This is a genomic window from Thalassospira sp. MCCC 1A02491 (assembly GCF_001613785.1).
Classification (GTDB): Bacteria; Pseudomonadota; Alphaproteobacteria; order Rhodospirillales; family Thalassospiraceae; genus Thalassospira; species Thalassospira povalilytica.
Map to the genome: position 1 here is coordinate 70,888 of NZ_LPVX01000032.1, position 14,606 is coordinate 85,493.

Sequence of the window (14,606 nt, forward strand, 5' to 3'; positions counted from 1 at the left end):
GTTGATTGGTTTCATCAAAACGACGCGCAAGCGCAAACAAACTGTCACAGAGAATCTCTAATGTGAACAAGAACACAGTTCGCTCGAACATTTACGGGCTTGAGCTGTGGGTTCTTGCACTTTTTTTTAGATTTTTCTGTGGGGGATTTATTCCATGAAACGGACGTTTGCAGCGGGCGTTGCCGGCTTTGCAGCCTTGCTTCTCGCCAGCTCGGCCATGGCAGGGGACGCCAGGGTTTTTGAAACCAAAAGCGCGATCAACAATCTTTCGACCGTGATGGTTGATGGCGGCAAGGCCCGTGACCTGACCGTTGGTCTGGGTTCTGGCGCATATCGTCGCCCGGGTGATCCTGCCAACATGTTCTATGCCGTTTCCGACCGCGGCCCGAACTTTGTTTGTGGTGACGTTCAGGACGTTCTTGGTGTTGCCGAAGACGTGGTTTGCAAAGGCAAGAAAGTCCGTATCTATCCGACCCCGGATTATTCCCCGTCAATCTACACCATTTTCCTCAATGACGATGGAAGCTTTGACATCAAGGATGTCATCACCATCAAGGATCAGAATGGTGTTCCGCTGACCGGCCTGACCAACAAGCTGACCGTTGCCAAAACCGAAAAGCCGGTTGATGCCAACGGCAACCCGCTTGAACAGTCCGTATCGTCAATCGATGCCGAAGGCATCATTCGCCTGTCTGATGGCACCTACTGGATTGGGGAAGAAAACGGCCCGTCCGTTTTGCATGTTGCCGCAGACGGCACCGTGATCGAACGCATCGTTCCGGCCGGATCGGAAAAAGATTTCGATGGTGCCGCGTATAAGGTATCGGGCGGACTTCCGGCCATTCTGGTGACGCGCCAGACCAACCGCGGCATTGAATCCATGGCCGTGTCACCAGACGAAACCAAGCTGTATTTCATGGTTCAGAACCCGCTTGCGAACCCGAATGCAGATGCCTACAAGGCGGCCAAGAACACCCGTCTGTTCGTTTATGACCGTGTGGCACAGAAGCTGACTGGCGAATATATCTATCAGCTTGATGATCCGCAGACCTTCCGCAACGATCCGTCCAAGAAACAGAATGCCCCGCGCATTTCCGAAGTCCTTGCCCTTGGCAATGACCGTCTGCTGGTTCTCGAACGGACCGACAAGACCACCAAACTGCATGAAATCAAGCTTGATGGCGCGACCAACATCCTTGCAAGCCGCTGGGATGACATGTCCACCAGCCCGTCGCTTGAACAGCAAAATGATCTGTCGACCATTGATCTGGTTGCGGTGAACAAGACCCTTCGCTTTGACAGTGCCGATTACCCGGAAGCACCGAACAAGCTTGAAGGCCTTGCCATCATGGGCGACGGCGCACTTGCCATGATCAATGACAATGATTTCGGCATCAAGGGCGACCCGACCAAGGTGATCCTGATTGACGGTCTGGTTCAGGCCGACAAATTCTGATTTGATCTGTTGCCACCTTGGCAACCGTCACATCGCGGCAGGAAAGCTGTTATGCAGCTTTCCTGCTTTTTTATTGGCTGAAATGGGCGTAAAAGCAGGCCCATGATGACAAACACACAGACATTCGACACCCCGGACGGCATCGATGCCGTTATTGAACCCATGGATGCAACCGGCTACCTCGCCCCTGTCGGGTTTGAGGATCAGCTGTTCAATGAACTGGGCGATGTCATTGAACGCCATGACCGGTTGATGTTCGCACCCGGCCCGGAACGCCGCGTTTTCTGGGCGCAGAATGTTTGGCGCAATCCGGTCCGGATTGCCATCCCGTCGATCAAGGGTGCTGCCAAGATCCTGAAATTCAATCAGCGCAACTGGGCTCTGTTCAAGTTTGATCATTTTTCCCGCGCCAAGCTGATCGAAGGGCACCTGCCCCATGTATCGGCGAAGCGTCAGGTATTTGGCGAACCGGCCCCGACCGCGCCGCTTGGTTCATGGACGCTGACTGATCCCGATACGATCATCGCATCGGCTGATTGCTCCAGCCCCTGGAAAAACGGCGATGTCGAATTTGAAGAAGACAAGGTCACTCCGCCCAACCGCGCGTACCTGAAACTGTGGGAAGCCTTCACACGGCTTGGTGCCTATCCGCAGCCAGGACAACGCACCATGGATCTGGGCGGAAGCCCGGGTGGATGGACCTGGGTTCTGCATGAATTTGGCACCGATGTCATTTCCATCGACAAGGCGCGGCTGGACAGCAAAATTGCCAACTTGCCGCGCGTTGATTTCCGTCAGGAAAGTGCCTTTGGCCTCAATCCGCAAGAAATCGGCCATATCGACTGGCTGTGCTCGGACGTGATTTGTTATCCGGATCGCCTGTTCACACTGGTCAATCAGTGGATGGAAACCGGCATGGCGACCAACTTTATCTGCACCATCAAATTGCAGGGCGATACGGATTATTCCGCCATCACCCAGTTTGCCGATATTCCCGGATCAAAGGTCGTGCATTTGTATAACAACAAGCACGAACTGACCTGGATGAAGGTGCCCGGCGTTACCGATCAGGATTGATCAAGCTGCTTGATCGCCGGATCAAGCGGGTAATAGTCACCTTTGTCCGCACAGAAAATCTGACCGGCTGTCGTCATGTTAGCGCTATCATCAAGGGTCCCTGGCATCACCGCCATATGATCGGTGCGCACCGGTCGCCAGAACAAACCGGTGCCGCATTCCTTGCAAAAACCGCGATCGGTTTTTTCCGACAAACGATACCAGCGCAACCCGTCATCGCGGATCAGATCAAGATGATGGCGATCAAACCGGGCATAGGAACTGACATGACCGTGCAGTTTGCGACACAGATTGCAATGGCACATGACCGTATCATCGACCGGTCCATTGATTTGATAGCGCACGGCACCGCAATGGCATCCGCCGTGATAGCCGGTTTTTTCGGCTGAGTGTTTGTTCACCGCGACCTCCCCCAATCGGTGATGAATGGTTCCTTTTTTATCTGTCATGGTGTGCCGATAATGCAAGCACTGTGACACAGACTTTCCGTTCACCCCGTATTCATCACACCATTTCAGACAAATATGTTTGAGATTGATGAAAAGCAGTCCTATTCTGCGGCTTCTGTTCGGAGCCAGATGATGACGCCACCGCGCCATTCCCTGCCATCTGACCCCGCCCGAAAGTGATGGGATAAAATGTCCGAAAATTCTTTCCATTATGATGTGCTTGTCATCGGTAGTGGTGCTGCCGGTCTGTCCACTGCACTTAAACTCGCCCCGCATGTAAAGGTCGCTGTCCTGTCCAAGGGCAAGATCGATGACGGATCGACAAACTGGGCCCAGGGCGGGATCGCAGCGGTTCTTGATGCGACTGACAGCATCGAAAACCATGTTCGCGATACCCTGATTGCCGGTGCCGATCTGTGCAAACGTGAAACCGTTGAATTCGTTGCCGCCAATGCGCCGCGTGCGATTGCCTGGCTTGACGAACTTGGCATTCAGCTGACCCGTGATCCTGATGGCGACAACAGTCAGCCATTCCATCTGACCCGCGAAGGCGGGCACAGCCACCGGCGCATCGTCCATGCCGCCGACGCCACCGGCCGTGCGGTTCAGACCACCCTGCAAAGCCAGGCGGTCAATCATCCGAACATCAAGATTTTTGAAAACTATCTGGCGATTGATCTGGTCACTGATCGCAAATTCGGCGGCGAAGGCCGGCGTTGCATCGGTGCCTATGCGCTTGATCTTGAAACCGGCAAGGTAAAATCATTCAATGCCCGCACGGTTGTTCTGGCAACCGGTGGTGCCAGCAAGGTTTACCGTTTCACATCCAACCCGGACGGATCGACCGGGGATGGTATCGCCATGGCATGGCGTGCGGGTTGCCGTGTGATGAACATGGAATTCAGCCAGTTCCACCCGACCTGTCTTTATCACCCGCAGGCCAAATCATTCCTGATCACCGAGGCCGTGCGCGGCGAAGGCGGCAAGTTGCTGTTGCCAGACGGCACACGGTTCATGGACCGGTTTGACGACCGTGGTGAACTGGCTCCGCGTGATATTGTCGCACGCGCCATTGACCATGAAATGAAGCGTCTGGGTGCTGATTGCGTCTATCTCGACATCACGCACAAGGGTAAGGATTTCATCAAGGAACACTTCCCGACGATTTATGAAACCTGCCTTGGTTATGGCATCGACATGACCAAACAGCCGATCCCGGTTGTTCCGGCCGCCCATTACACCTGTGGCGGGGTTCTGACCGATCTGCGCGGGCGCACCGATTTGACCGGGCTTTATGCGATCGGTGAATGTGCGGGCACCGGCCTTCATGGTGCGAACCGTCTGGCATCCAACTCGCTTCTGGAATGTCTGGTCTTTGGCGAGGCCGCGGCCAATGACATTATCGAAGCGCTTCCGGTCGAAGATCATTTCAAACCGATCCCCGATTGGGATGAAACCGGCATCACCGATTCCGACGAGGAAGTCATTGTTGCCCATAACTGGGAACAGTTGCGCAACGTGATGTGGGATTTCGTCGGCATCGTGCGCACCACCAAACGTGTGCAGCGCGCCCAGCACCGTGTTGATTTGCTGTTGTCGGAAATTGACGAATATTACGGCAATTTCCGTGTCACCAATGACCTTCTGGAACTGCGTAACCTGTCAGTGGTGGCCAAGCTGATCATTCAATCGGCCCTGTGGCGCCGCGAAAGCCGTGGTTTGCATTACACCACCGATTATCCCGACCTTGATCAAAGCGGATCACCGCGCCAGACCATTCTGGTGCCTGAAAACTTTGCAGGGCGCTGGGTGATTGCCGGTCAGTGGAAAACCTGACCGGTAACCTGACGACACCAATCCATCCATACCAAAACATGCCCTGATGCCCGCAACGGAACCCAGCCATGACCGCGCACGCCACACTGATCGGAATTGCCCGCAAATCAAAGTCCCATGCGCCGATGGAGACACTGGATCAGGTTCAGGTCAGCACCGAACTTGGCGTTGATGGCGATTATCGCGGCAAGTTGCGCCGTCGGCAGGTCACGATCCTGGCTGAGGAAGGCTGGAACGCCGCCATCAACGAAATCAGCAAACCTGATCTGCCCTGGACGACAAGGCGGGCAAACCTGTTTGTGCGCGGGATTGATCTGCCCCGTGAAAAGGGCAGCAAACTTGTCATCGGCAGCGTAACATTTGAAATTACCGGGGAAACCGATCCCTGCCACCGTATGGATGATGCCGCACCGGGGCTAAAGGACGCCATGACGCCCGACTGGCGCGGCGGGGTAACGTGCCGGGTAATTGAAAGCGGCGAACTGGCGATCGGGGATCAGGTCACGATACCGGTGGCCTGACCGTCGCAACCGCACAGGACTTGAATTCGGGCATCGGGTATCGGGTATCGGGCAAACAGAATTTACATCGAAGGTTATTGATCAACCGGGGGGAAGATCAGATGAAAAAAGCTGAATTACCAGACAATGAAGCTGCCCGTCAGAAGTCGCTTGAAAGCATGGGCATTCTGACCAGTGATGCCGACCCCGAACTTGATCGTATTACCCGTGTTGCCCAACGCATTTTCGGATCGGAAATCGTGGCGATATCTCTTCTTGATAATGATCGCCAGTTTTTCAAATCCAACATCAATCAGCCGACATCGGAAACCCCGCGCGACATTTCGTTCTGTGGTCATGCCATTCTGGGTGACAAGACATTTGTCGTCGAGGATGCCGAACATGACGAACGGTTCCACGACAGCCCGCTTGTCACCGGCATTCCCAATGTGCGTGCCTATGCCGGTGTGCCGCTGACCAATCCGGATGGCTTCAAGATCGGCGCATTGTGCGTGGTCGATACCCAAACCCGCCATTTCAGCGAGGAAGACCTTCAGATTCTTGAAGATCTGGGCCATTGGGCGGAAACCGCGATTGCCCTGCGCTATGGCGCAAGAACCCCGCAGCAGGTTCTTGATGATCTTGATCCGGCCAAACATGAATTGCTGATCGATCCGATGACGCGGACCTGGAATGACGTCGGGATGAAGGAATTCCTGCACCGCGAACTGATCAATGCCCGTCTCAAGCATGACAGTCTTGCGATCTATCGGTTTGAAATTGATGACCACGAAAGACTGCTGCAAACCTATGGCAAGGACACCGTCAACCGGATCGTTCAGGCGATTGCGTCGGTTATCACATCATCGTTGCGTGACCGCGACGTTGTCGGGCGGGTTGATGAATGCGGCTTTGCCTGTCTGATGCCCGGTGTGCGTCAGGAACAGACAAGTTTCCTTGGCTTCAAGCTGTGCGATACGGTGCGCGAACAATGCCGCTTTACCGACATGGAAGGCGTTCCTGTCCGCATCACCATCAGTGTCGGCGCCACCTGGGCCGATCCCGACACCAAACTGCATTTCAAAGCCAACCGGATCCTTGAACATGCGGCAAATGCCATGGATCAGGCCAAGGCAGACGGGTTTGAAAACGTTGTTTATCGCGCCCTTCCTGCACCAGACCAACCGGTTTGACGCGGTTGGTCCCGGGCATCATTTCTCGACCGTTGATATCAACCGGTTGTGCATTTCGCCCGGTGTCAAATCCACCATTTCCGCCAACAAGATATAGGGATCGCCGTCCAGTCCCAATAGTTGGGCAAAAGCCGGTTCGGTTTTGAGCCCGGCCATCTTCAGGGCCAGTACGCCTTTTGCGAAATCCGGCCCCATCAAATGCAATATCCGGGCTTCGACCAGCATATGGACAAATCCGAACTGCGACATGACCGGGCAGTTTGTTGCAAATATCTCGACAGGAAAGCCGCCACAGACAAACCGGACAACCACCGCCGCCCCGACATTTTCCGTTGCCGCGCGATCATGACAGGAAAACTGCGCGAACGTATTAAGTCGCGACATGACAAATTTCCTGAACCGGTCCAAATCGGATGCATGACACAGAATATCGATATCGGAACTGGCGGTATCGGTCCCGATCGGCAGTGTCCCGGCAACAACCGGATCAAAATCCGAAAGGATTTCCATGACCCCGAATTTTTGCAGAATTTCTGCGGCCTGACGCCCGCGCGAAGATGCCGACATCAACCGATCCAGCCCGCGAAAGTCATCACGACGACACCCGCAAGGCCAATCCATTACTGTTTGGTTCATTGACAAAACCATTCCGTTTCTTGACCCGATCGACCAATGCGGAGATACCTGATAATCGCAGCCATTCCAATCAGATGGTGCTGCGCCAGCCATTTGCGCATGTTCCTGTGCGCAGCCAACCAGAAAGCCCGTAAGTCACATGCTTGATATTCTGGCGATCACGTCACCGATCTTCATGATCATCGCGATCGGCTATTTTGCAGTCTATCGCAATATCGTGCCGCAAAACATTGTGCGCGGCATGGGGGCATTTGTAATGAATTTCGCGCTGCCATGCCTGTTGATCCGGGCACTGGGGCAGCGTGATCTGACCGAAATTATCGAGCCGGTCTATCTTCTGGCGTACGGGATCGGTTCGCTTCTGGTGTTTGCATTTGGCTATTTCTATGCCTTGAAGGTTGCGGGCAAAAGTCAGGCCAATGCCACCTTGCAAGGTCTTGGCATGTCCATGTGCAATAGCGGCTTTGTCGGATATCCGGTCGTATCCCAGATCCTTGGCCCGACTGCGGCAATCGGACTTGCGCTGTGTGTCATGATTGAAAACCTTGTGATGATGCCGCTGGTTCTGGTGCTGGGTGACAGTGCACAAAATAACGGGCAAAGCCGCGTACAGGTACTTGGCAAGGCGTTTGTCAATCTGGGGCGCAACCCGATCATTATCGGCATTGCCATCGGACTTGTGATTTCGTTATCGGGCGTCACATTGCCCGGCCCGATTGTCCGGGTGATTGACATGCTGGCATCGGCGTCGGGGCCGGTTGCATTGTTTGTCATTGGCGGGGGCCTTGTCGGGCTGAAGCTTAAGGGGCTTCGCGTCGATATGGCACGCATCGTCAGCGCAAAGCTGTTGCTGCACCCGATTCTGGTTTTTGTTCTGGTTTATCTTCTGCCGGATATGGATCCGACTTTGCGGATCGCCTGCGTTGCCTTTGCCTGTTCCCCGATGCTCAGCATCTATCCGATTTTCGGCCAACGTTATGGCCACGAAGGATTGTGCGCGGCGTCACTGATGATGGCGACATCCCTGTCATTCATCACCATCAGCACCGCATTGTGGCTTCTCGATACCACTCACGTCTTTGGTCCGCTGCCCTGACATCCAAAACAGCATCATCCGCCGCCGCTTAACGGTCTTCCTCTATCTGTCACCGGCGCAAGATTTCACCTTGGTGGCTGGCCGAACTTTGGACGCTGTCCGGGGAAACCGCCACCCGGCGGAGGACCTCGGCGACCATCCGGGCCCGCACCACCTGGGCCACCACCCGGACCACCCCCTGAACCACCCCCGGGGCCGCCACCTTGTCCATTTCCACCGGGTCCACCAGGCGGCATGCCACCCGGCCCCTTGTTGAAGCTGGGATCGCCAATACCGGCCAACAGGCGCGGGATGAAGGGGAAACTCTCTGTCACGAAATAGGCATAGGTTCCTTGCGGATATTCCGGTGTCACGGTTTCGCGGCCATTGGCATCGTCAAGGTCACCAAGACCGGGCACATATTCGAAATCCTCGCCATATGTTCCGTCATATGGCCCGCCCGGACCACCGGGACGCGTGCCGGTTTTGACCCGCCATGAACTGCGTAATGCGATCACCGGTGATCGCGGATCATTGGGGTCGGCATAGCCAAACATTGCATAGATCGGGAAACCGTCGGCCGCAAAGCCGATGCGAATGGAATGCTGATCGGGTGACCAGCTTTTTATCAGCCCCTTGGGCACGCCATGATAATGATAGGTGCCATCGGGCTGCACATGGGCATTGTTTTGATCAAGCCCCAGATCAAGGGTTGGTGAAATCGCTTCGTATCGCCAGCCGGACTGGCGATTGCGTTGCCAGAATTCGGCAGTATAGGGATCAAACGGAACCCCATTTACCGCGACACCGAATGACAATCGATCAATCGGGGCGAACCGCCCGGTGCGAACCGGGTTTAAAGGCAAACGGAATTCAAGGGCCTGCGCCTTGATCGCATTGGGGTTGCGCCGGTTCGGGAAACTGCCGGTGGCATGATCGGGAATGGCGTTTGATGTGATGTATCGATACCGACCATCTTCTCGCATACGGACTTCGTTTGACAGTGCCCAAGCCTGCCGGGTCGGGTTCAAGACCATACCGGCCAGGGGCAACATGCCAAGCCCGACCAGAAGATTGCGCCGCATTCGGTCGACTTCTTTGCGTGTGTCGCCGGTATATCTGCCCTCGTCCATCGGCGCGTGATCATGGTGATGATGGTGATGGTGATGAGCGGATTGCTGATCCTGCTGCGCGTGAAGTTCGCTTCGTGTCAGTTTCGGCACCGGACTCTCCCCCAAAAGCAGATGTGGCGTCATCCTGATAGTTGGGGATAACGCCACTCTGTTCCAGAGAAAAATCTGATATATCCGCCCTAGCCGGGGATTTCCCCCGCATGCGCAAGGATTTCCTCTGCCTCGCGGATTTCCTGTTGCTGGGCCCACATTTCCGAATACAGCCCGTCCTGTGCCAGCAAATCCTGATGGCGGCCACGTTCGGCCACCTGCCCATCGCGCAGGACAATGATTTCATCGGCATCGATCACGGTGGAAAGCCTGTGCGCAATCACAAGGGTCGTGTGACCGCGCGATACATCACGCAGGGCCTGCTGAATGTCCTTTTCCGTTCTGGTATCAAGGGCAGATGTTGCCTCGTCAAAGATCATGATTTTCGGACGTTTGAGCAACATGCGCGCAATCGACACGCGTTGCTTTTCCCCGCCCGAAAGTTTCAGACCGCGTTCACCCACCATGGTTTTGAACCCGTCGGGAAGACCGGCGACAAAACCGTCGATGCTGGCAAGTTTGGCAGCATTTTCGATTTCTTCCTGCGCGGCACCGGGGCGGCCATAGGAAATGTTATAGGCGATGGTATCGTTAAACAGCACGGTGTCCTGGGGCACGATGCCGATTTCCTGACGCAATGAATTTTGCGTCACATCGCGGATATCCTGACCGTCAACCGTGATCCGTCCGCCCGATACGTCATAGAACCTGAACATCAGACGGGTCAGCGTCGATTTCCCTGCCCCGCTTGGCCCGACCACGGCAACGGTTTTACCCGCTGGCACCTCAAAGCTGACACCCTTAAGGATCTTTCGATCCGGGTTATAGGAAAAATGAACATCCTCGAACCGGATCGCTGCATCCTTGCAGGCAAGCGCATTTGCGTCCGGCTTGTCTTCGACTTCCTTGTCGACATCAAGCAACGAGAACATGCGTTCCATATCGGTCAGCGACTGTTTGATCTGGCGATAGACAAAGCCAAGGAAGTTGAGCGGCATATAAAGTTGCAGCAAATAGGTATTCACCAGCACAAAGTCACCCACCGTCATGGTGCCGTCTTTGACCCCCTGGGCTGCCAGCAACATGTTCAGAACAAGACCGACCGCAATGATCGCACCCTGCCCGACATTGAGCTTGGAAAGCGAAACCTGTGACTGGACTGCTGCAATCTCATAGCCCCGCAATGCGGCGTCATACCGCTTTGATTCGTGGGCTTCGTTATTGAAATATTTGACCGTTTCGTAATTGATCAGACTGTCGATCGCCTTGGTATTGGCCTCATCGTCGCGCTTGTTCATTTCACGGCGGAACTTCATCCGCCATTCGGTCACCACCAGCGTAAAGACGATATAGATCACGATGGTGACAAAGGTGATCAGCGCAAACCAGACATCATAAAGCGCCCACAGGATCACCGAGACCATAACGATTTCAAGCAGGGTCGGCAGGATATTGAACAGCATGAAGGACAACAGGAATTCAATACCCTTGACCCCGCGTTCAATCGCGCGTGACAGCCCGCCCATCTGACGATCCAGATGAAAGCGCAGCGACAATCCATGAAGATGTTCAAAAACACCAAGGGCCGATGTGCGAATGGCCCGCTGGGCCACCTTGGCAAAGATCGCATCGCGCATTTCGCCAAACGCCGCCACCAGAATACGCACAAGGCCATAACCGACAATCAGCGCAACCGGCACAACGATCAGTGATGTACCATCCGTCCCGCCCGACTGCGCTGCTGATTGTGCGGCATTACCGGCCTTTTCCCCGCCGCCCAGCGCATCGACCGCGTATTTGTATAATACCGGAATGTAAACGTTTGCGACCTTGGCCCCGACAAGAAACAGCAAGGCCAGAACCACCCGCGCCTTAAGTTCGACTTCGCCGCGCGGCCACAAATAGGGCAGAAATGTTTTGATAACGCCAAACTCCGCGCGCGCGGTCGGCTGATCGGAACCCATATTTTTCAATTTCTTATCCCCAAACAGGTACCGGACAGCATGGCGGGATGCGCACGGTATGTCTTTTCATTCTGTCCCAAACAGATGGACCGGAATGCCCGCTTTGGCAAGCACGCATGGACGTTTATCCACTTAAGTTCATTGCGAACTGCGGGTTTGATGTCTATTTTGCCAATTTGTTGATAAAATCTCAAAACGGCGGGTTTGACGCAGATGCGATCAAACCGCTTTCTAGGAACGGAACCAAGACCATGACGGCGCTTGCCAGTATCGAAAGTCAGGACATCGCGACGCTTATGCGCGAAATGGGCATCAATGCCCGCACCGCTGCACTCGAACTTGCACAGGTCCCGTCAGAACCAAAAGTAGCCGCCCTGAAAACCGCCGCCGCAAAGCTGCGCGAAAATGCCGCTGTCATTCTTGAAGCCAATGCCAAGGATATGGAAGCCGGCCGCGCAAAGGGCCTTACCGCTGCCCTTCTGGACCGTCTTGCCCTTGACGAAGCCCGGATCGAAGGCATTGCATCGGGTGTCGAAGCGGTCGCAGATCTTCCTGATCCCGTCGGTCGTGAACTGGCCCGCTGGAGCCCGGAACATAACGGGCTTGATATCGCACGCGTTTCGGTACCGCTTGGCGTGATTGGTATCATTTATGAAAGCCGCCCGAACGTTACCGCCGATGCCGGTGCGATGTGCATCAAATCAGGCAATGCCGCGATCCTGCGCGGCGGGTCGGAAAGCTTCAACTCGTCGCGCGCGATCTTTGATTGCATGAAAGCCGGCATCATCGAGGCTGGCCTGCCCGAACATGCAATCCAGATGATCCCGGTGACCGATCGTGCCGCGGTTGGCGAAATGCTGAAATTGTCGGACTATATCGATGTCATCGTTCCGCGCGGGGGCAAGTCGCTTATTTCGCGCATTACCGATGAAAGCCGCATTCCGCTATTCAAACATCTTGAAGGTCTGTGCCACACCTATGTCCATGCCAGTGCCGACCCGCAAAAGGCCGTGGACATCGTGGTCAATGCCAAGATGCGCCGTGTGGGTATCTGTGGTGCGACCGAAACCGTCCTGATTGACAGTTCGGTTGCCGGGCGTCTGTTGCCCCGTATTGCCGAGGCGCTGGTTGCCAAGGGCTGTGAGTTGCGCGGTGATGAAACCGCACAGGCGATTGATAGCCGCATCAAACCGGCGACGGCGGATGACTGGGTCACAGAATATCTTGATGCGATTGTCTCGATCAAGGTCGTCTCGGGTGTTGATGAAGCCGTCAATCACATCAACACATACGGTTCGCACCATACCGATGCGATCATTGCCGAAAACGCCACCGCCACCGCGACCTTCCTCAACGGGGTTGATTCGGGGATCGTGATTGTCAATGCATCGACCCAGTTTGCCGATGGCGGCGAATTTGGCATGGGGGCAGAAATCGGCATTTCGACCGGCAAGCTTCATGCACGCGGTCCGGTCGGAGTCGAACAGCTGACCAGCTATAAATACATCGTGCGCGGTCAGGGTCAGACCCGTCCATGAGCGTCCCTGCGCCAAGATCGCATGTCGCACCAAAACGCGTCGGATTGCTGGGCGGGTCGTTCAACCCCGCCCATGAAGGGCACCTTCATATATCGCTCGAAGCGTTGAAACGCCTGCAATTGGACGCGGTTTGGTGGCTGGTATCCCCGCAGAACCCACTTAAGTCCAGAACCGGTATGGCCGACCTTGCCGATCGCTTTGATTCTGCACTGATGATGGCAAAGCATCCCCGCATTGTTGTTTCTGCAATTGAAACCGAGCTTGGAACCCGCTATACGGCCGACACTCTTGCAGCCTTGCAGCGTCGTTTTACCCAAACACGGTTCGTTTGGCTGATGGGAGCAGACAACCTGGCCCAGTTCCATAAATGGAAATGGTGGGACAGGTTGATTTTACGTGCTCCCATTGCGGTTATCGACCGTGAGGGGTATTCTAACAAGGCATTGTCCGGAACCGCCGCGCGCCGTATGGAACGCTGGCGTATTCCCATGGACAGGGCGGGTTTGCTGGCCGATCTTGATGTTCCGGCCTGGGTATACCTGCCGATCAAGCGCCATCCGGCCTCTTCGACCGCAATTCGCGCCGAAGGCAGATGGCAGGTGTAAGCAACACGGAGAGGTGCGTTTCGGGTTATCCGACCATCCCGTGGAAAGTTAAGGTGGCGACCATAGGTACCGCAAAACAAACTCTGAAGCCGGGCGAAATGCTTGCGCTGATCCAGAGATCGCTCGAAGACGACAAGGCAGAAGACCTTGTCACCATTGATCTGACCGATAAAACCTCCCTTGCCGATCATATGATCATTGCAACCGGCTCGTCATCACGTCGTGTCGCAGCCATGGCAGAACATATTGTCGAAGCAATCAAGGATGCCGGTCAGGGCCGTGCCCAGGCAGAGGGCAAGGAACAGGGTGACTGGGTTCTGGTTGATACCGGCGATGTCATCGTTCATCTGTTCCGTCCGGAAGTTCGCGCCTTCTACAACATCGAAGAGATGTGGGGCGTTGAAAACCCGGCTCTGAAACAGCAGGCAGCGCGGCTGTATTAACAGCCCGCGCTGTTTGGCGCCTGCCGGTTGCGGGCGTCACTGAACAGATATCTGCATAACGGTCTGGATCTGAGACATGCAAATTACCCTTGCTGCGGTCGGGCGGATGAAAGCCGGCCCCGAAAAAGATCTGTTTGACCATTATGCAGCCCGGCTGCGCTGGCCCTTTGCCGTACGCGAAGTCGAAGAAAAGAAAAAACTCCCCCCCAATCAGCTCAAAGACCGCGAAGCAGAATTGCTGCTTGGCGCCATACCCGACAACGCGTTCCTGATTGCCCTTGATGAACGCGGCAAGGAATATGGTTCGATCGAGTTTGCCCAAAAACTCGAAGGCTGGATGGATCAGTATGCCGGCAATATCGCCTTTGCCATTGGCGGGGCGGACGGGCATGGCGCGGCCCTTAAATCCCGCGCCAATACGCTGTGGTCACTGGGCAAGGCCACCTGGCCGCATATGCTGGTGCGCGCACTGATTGCCGAACAGCTGTTCCGCGCACATGCCATCCAGACCAACCACCCCTATCACCGCGAATAAAATATCGGGTGCACTGCCCCCCCCTGTCCTGACGGCCTTTTCGTTCAGATCGCAACGGATGACCGAGTGAAGAAAT

The 14,606-nt window shown here is 55.2% G+C and carries 14 protein-coding genes; 10 read left to right on the top strand and 4 right to left on the bottom strand.

What is annotated here, in order from left to right; translation table 11 throughout:
• Positions 1-154 precede the first annotated feature (154 nt).
• The gene (locus AUQ42_RS14465) at positions 155-1,456 is read left to right on the top strand and encodes an esterase-like activity of phytase family protein (protein WP_068519802.1); all 1,302 of its coding nucleotides are present in this window, start codon (positions 155-157) and stop codon (positions 1,454-1,456) included.
• A 105-nt stretch (positions 1,457-1,561) separates the two neighbouring features.
• Positions 1,562-2,533 (top strand): SAM-dependent methyltransferase, encoded by a 972-nt coding sequence (locus tag AUQ42_RS14470; protein ID WP_231856782.1) that lies wholly within the window; start codon positions 1,562-1,564, stop codon positions 2,531-2,533.
• On the opposite strand, the gene AUQ42_RS14475 is transcribed toward AUQ42_RS14470, so the two are convergent.
• Positions 2,524-2,934 carry a GFA family protein gene (locus tag AUQ42_RS14475; protein WP_231856783.1) on the bottom strand — a complete coding sequence of 137 codons (411 nt, stop codon included), beginning with the start codon at positions 2,932-2,934 and terminating at the stop codon, positions 2,524-2,526. The two genes, AUQ42_RS14470 and AUQ42_RS14475, sit on opposite strands and share 10 nt — an antisense overlap.
• A gap of 237 nt (positions 2,935-3,171) precedes the next feature.
• Between AUQ42_RS14475 and nadB the strand changes: the two genes are divergently transcribed.
• From nadB to AUQ42_RS14490, 3 genes are all read left to right on the top strand, one after another.
• Entirely contained in the window at positions 3,172-4,818 is a 1,647-nt protein-coding gene (gene nadB / locus AUQ42_RS14480; protein WP_068519804.1) for an L-aspartate oxidase, read from the top strand.
• A 68-nt stretch (positions 4,819-4,886) separates the two neighbouring features.
• Entirely contained in the window at positions 4,887-5,339 is a 453-nt protein-coding gene (locus AUQ42_RS14485; protein ID WP_068519805.1) for an MOSC domain-containing protein, read from the top strand.
• Between the two features lie 101 nt (positions 5,340-5,440).
• Positions 5,441-6,511 carry a sensor domain-containing diguanylate cyclase gene (locus tag AUQ42_RS14490; RefSeq protein WP_156480890.1) on the top strand — a complete coding sequence of 357 codons (1,071 nt, stop codon included), beginning with the start codon at positions 5,441-5,443 and terminating at the stop codon, positions 6,509-6,511.
• 18 nt (positions 6,512-6,529) lie between these two features.
• Here AUQ42_RS14490 and AUQ42_RS14495 read toward each other — a convergent pair whose 3' ends face one another.
• The gene (locus tag AUQ42_RS14495; RefSeq protein WP_197460864.1) at positions 6,530-7,078 is read right to left on the bottom strand and encodes a DUF4269 domain-containing protein; all 549 of its coding nucleotides are present in this window, start codon (positions 7,076-7,078) and stop codon (positions 6,530-6,532) included.
• A 208-nt stretch (positions 7,079-7,286) separates the two neighbouring features.
• Between AUQ42_RS14495 and AUQ42_RS14500 the strand changes: the two genes are divergently transcribed.
• Positions 7,287-8,243, top strand: coding sequence for an AEC family transporter (locus tag AUQ42_RS14500; protein WP_068519808.1), 957 nt, complete (start codon positions 7,287-7,289; stop codon positions 8,241-8,243).
• A gap of 65 nt (positions 8,244-8,308) precedes the next feature.
• On the opposite strand, the gene AUQ42_RS14505 is transcribed toward AUQ42_RS14500, so the two are convergent.
• Positions 8,309-9,445, bottom strand: a complete 1,137-nt coding sequence (locus AUQ42_RS14505) for a YHYH protein (protein ID WP_197460865.1) — start codon at positions 9,443-9,445, stop codon at positions 8,309-8,311.
• Between the two features lie 89 nt (positions 9,446-9,534).
• Positions 9,535-11,409, bottom strand: a complete 1,875-nt coding sequence (locus AUQ42_RS14510; protein ID WP_068519810.1) for an ABC transporter ATP-binding protein/permease — start codon at positions 11,407-11,409, stop codon at positions 9,535-9,537.
• A 251-nt stretch (positions 11,410-11,660) separates the two neighbouring features.
• Here AUQ42_RS14510 and AUQ42_RS14515 point away from each other — a divergent pair, with 251 nt between their 5' ends.
• The 4 genes from AUQ42_RS14515 (at position 11,661) to rlmH (ending at position 14,530) form a co-directional block, all read left to right on the top strand.
• The gene (locus AUQ42_RS14515) at positions 11,661-12,947 is read left to right on the top strand and encodes a glutamate-5-semialdehyde dehydrogenase (protein ID WP_068520003.1); all 1,287 of its coding nucleotides are present in this window, start codon (positions 11,661-11,663) and stop codon (positions 12,945-12,947) included.
• The gene (locus AUQ42_RS14520) at positions 12,944-13,552 is read left to right on the top strand and encodes a nicotinate-nucleotide adenylyltransferase (protein WP_068519811.1); all 609 of its coding nucleotides are present in this window, start codon (positions 12,944-12,946) and stop codon (positions 13,550-13,552) included. The genes AUQ42_RS14515 and AUQ42_RS14520 overlap by 4 nt, the downstream gene beginning before the upstream one ends.
• Before the next feature lie 53 nt (positions 13,553-13,605).
• A complete protein-coding gene (gene rsfS / locus AUQ42_RS14525) occupies positions 13,606-13,995 on the top strand; it encodes a ribosome silencing factor (protein WP_228196103.1) in 390 nt (129 codons plus the stop codon).
• A 76-nt stretch (positions 13,996-14,071) separates the two neighbouring features.
• Positions 14,072-14,530, top strand: a complete 459-nt coding sequence (gene rlmH, locus AUQ42_RS14530; RefSeq protein WP_068519813.1) for a 23S rRNA (pseudouridine(1915)-N(3))-methyltransferase RlmH — start codon at positions 14,072-14,074, stop codon at positions 14,528-14,530.
• The last annotated feature ends 76 nt before the right edge of the window (positions 14,531-14,606 follow it).

Bases quoted from the DNA above. Each gene is read 5' to 3' on its own strand.
- AUQ42_RS14465 (WP_068519802.1), top strand. From the start codon at position 155: ATGAAACGGACGTTTGCAGCGGGCGTTGCCGGCTTTGCAGCCTTGCTT.
- AUQ42_RS14470 (WP_231856782.1), top strand. From the start codon at position 1,562: ATGACAAACACACAGACATTCGACACCCCGGACGGCATCGATGCCGTT.
- nadB (WP_068519804.1), top strand. From the start codon at position 3,172: ATGTCCGAAAATTCTTTCCATTATGATGTGCTTGTCATCGGTAGTGGT.
- AUQ42_RS14485 (WP_068519805.1), top strand. From the start codon at position 4,887: ATGACCGCGCACGCCACACTGATCGGAATTGCCCGCAAATCAAAGTCC.
- AUQ42_RS14490 (WP_156480890.1), top strand. From the start codon at position 5,441: ATGAAAAAAGCTGAATTACCAGACAATGAAGCTGCCCGTCAGAAGTCG.
- AUQ42_RS14495 (WP_197460864.1), bottom strand. From the start codon at position 7,078: ATGTCGGCATCTTCGCGCGGGCGTCAGGCCGCAGAAATTCTGCAAAAA.
- AUQ42_RS14500 (WP_068519808.1), top strand. From the start codon at position 7,287: ATGCTTGATATTCTGGCGATCACGTCACCGATCTTCATGATCATCGCG.
- AUQ42_RS14510 (WP_068519810.1), bottom strand. From the start codon at position 11,409: ATGGGTTCCGATCAGCCGACCGCGCGCGCGGAGTTTGGCGTTATCAAA.
- AUQ42_RS14515 (WP_068520003.1), top strand. From the start codon at position 11,661: ATGACGGCGCTTGCCAGTATCGAAAGTCAGGACATCGCGACGCTTATG.
- AUQ42_RS14520 (WP_068519811.1), top strand. From the start codon at position 12,944: ATGAGCGTCCCTGCGCCAAGATCGCATGTCGCACCAAAACGCGTCGGA.
- rlmH (WP_068519813.1), top strand. From the start codon at position 14,072: ATGCAAATTACCCTTGCTGCGGTCGGGCGGATGAAAGCCGGCCCCGAA.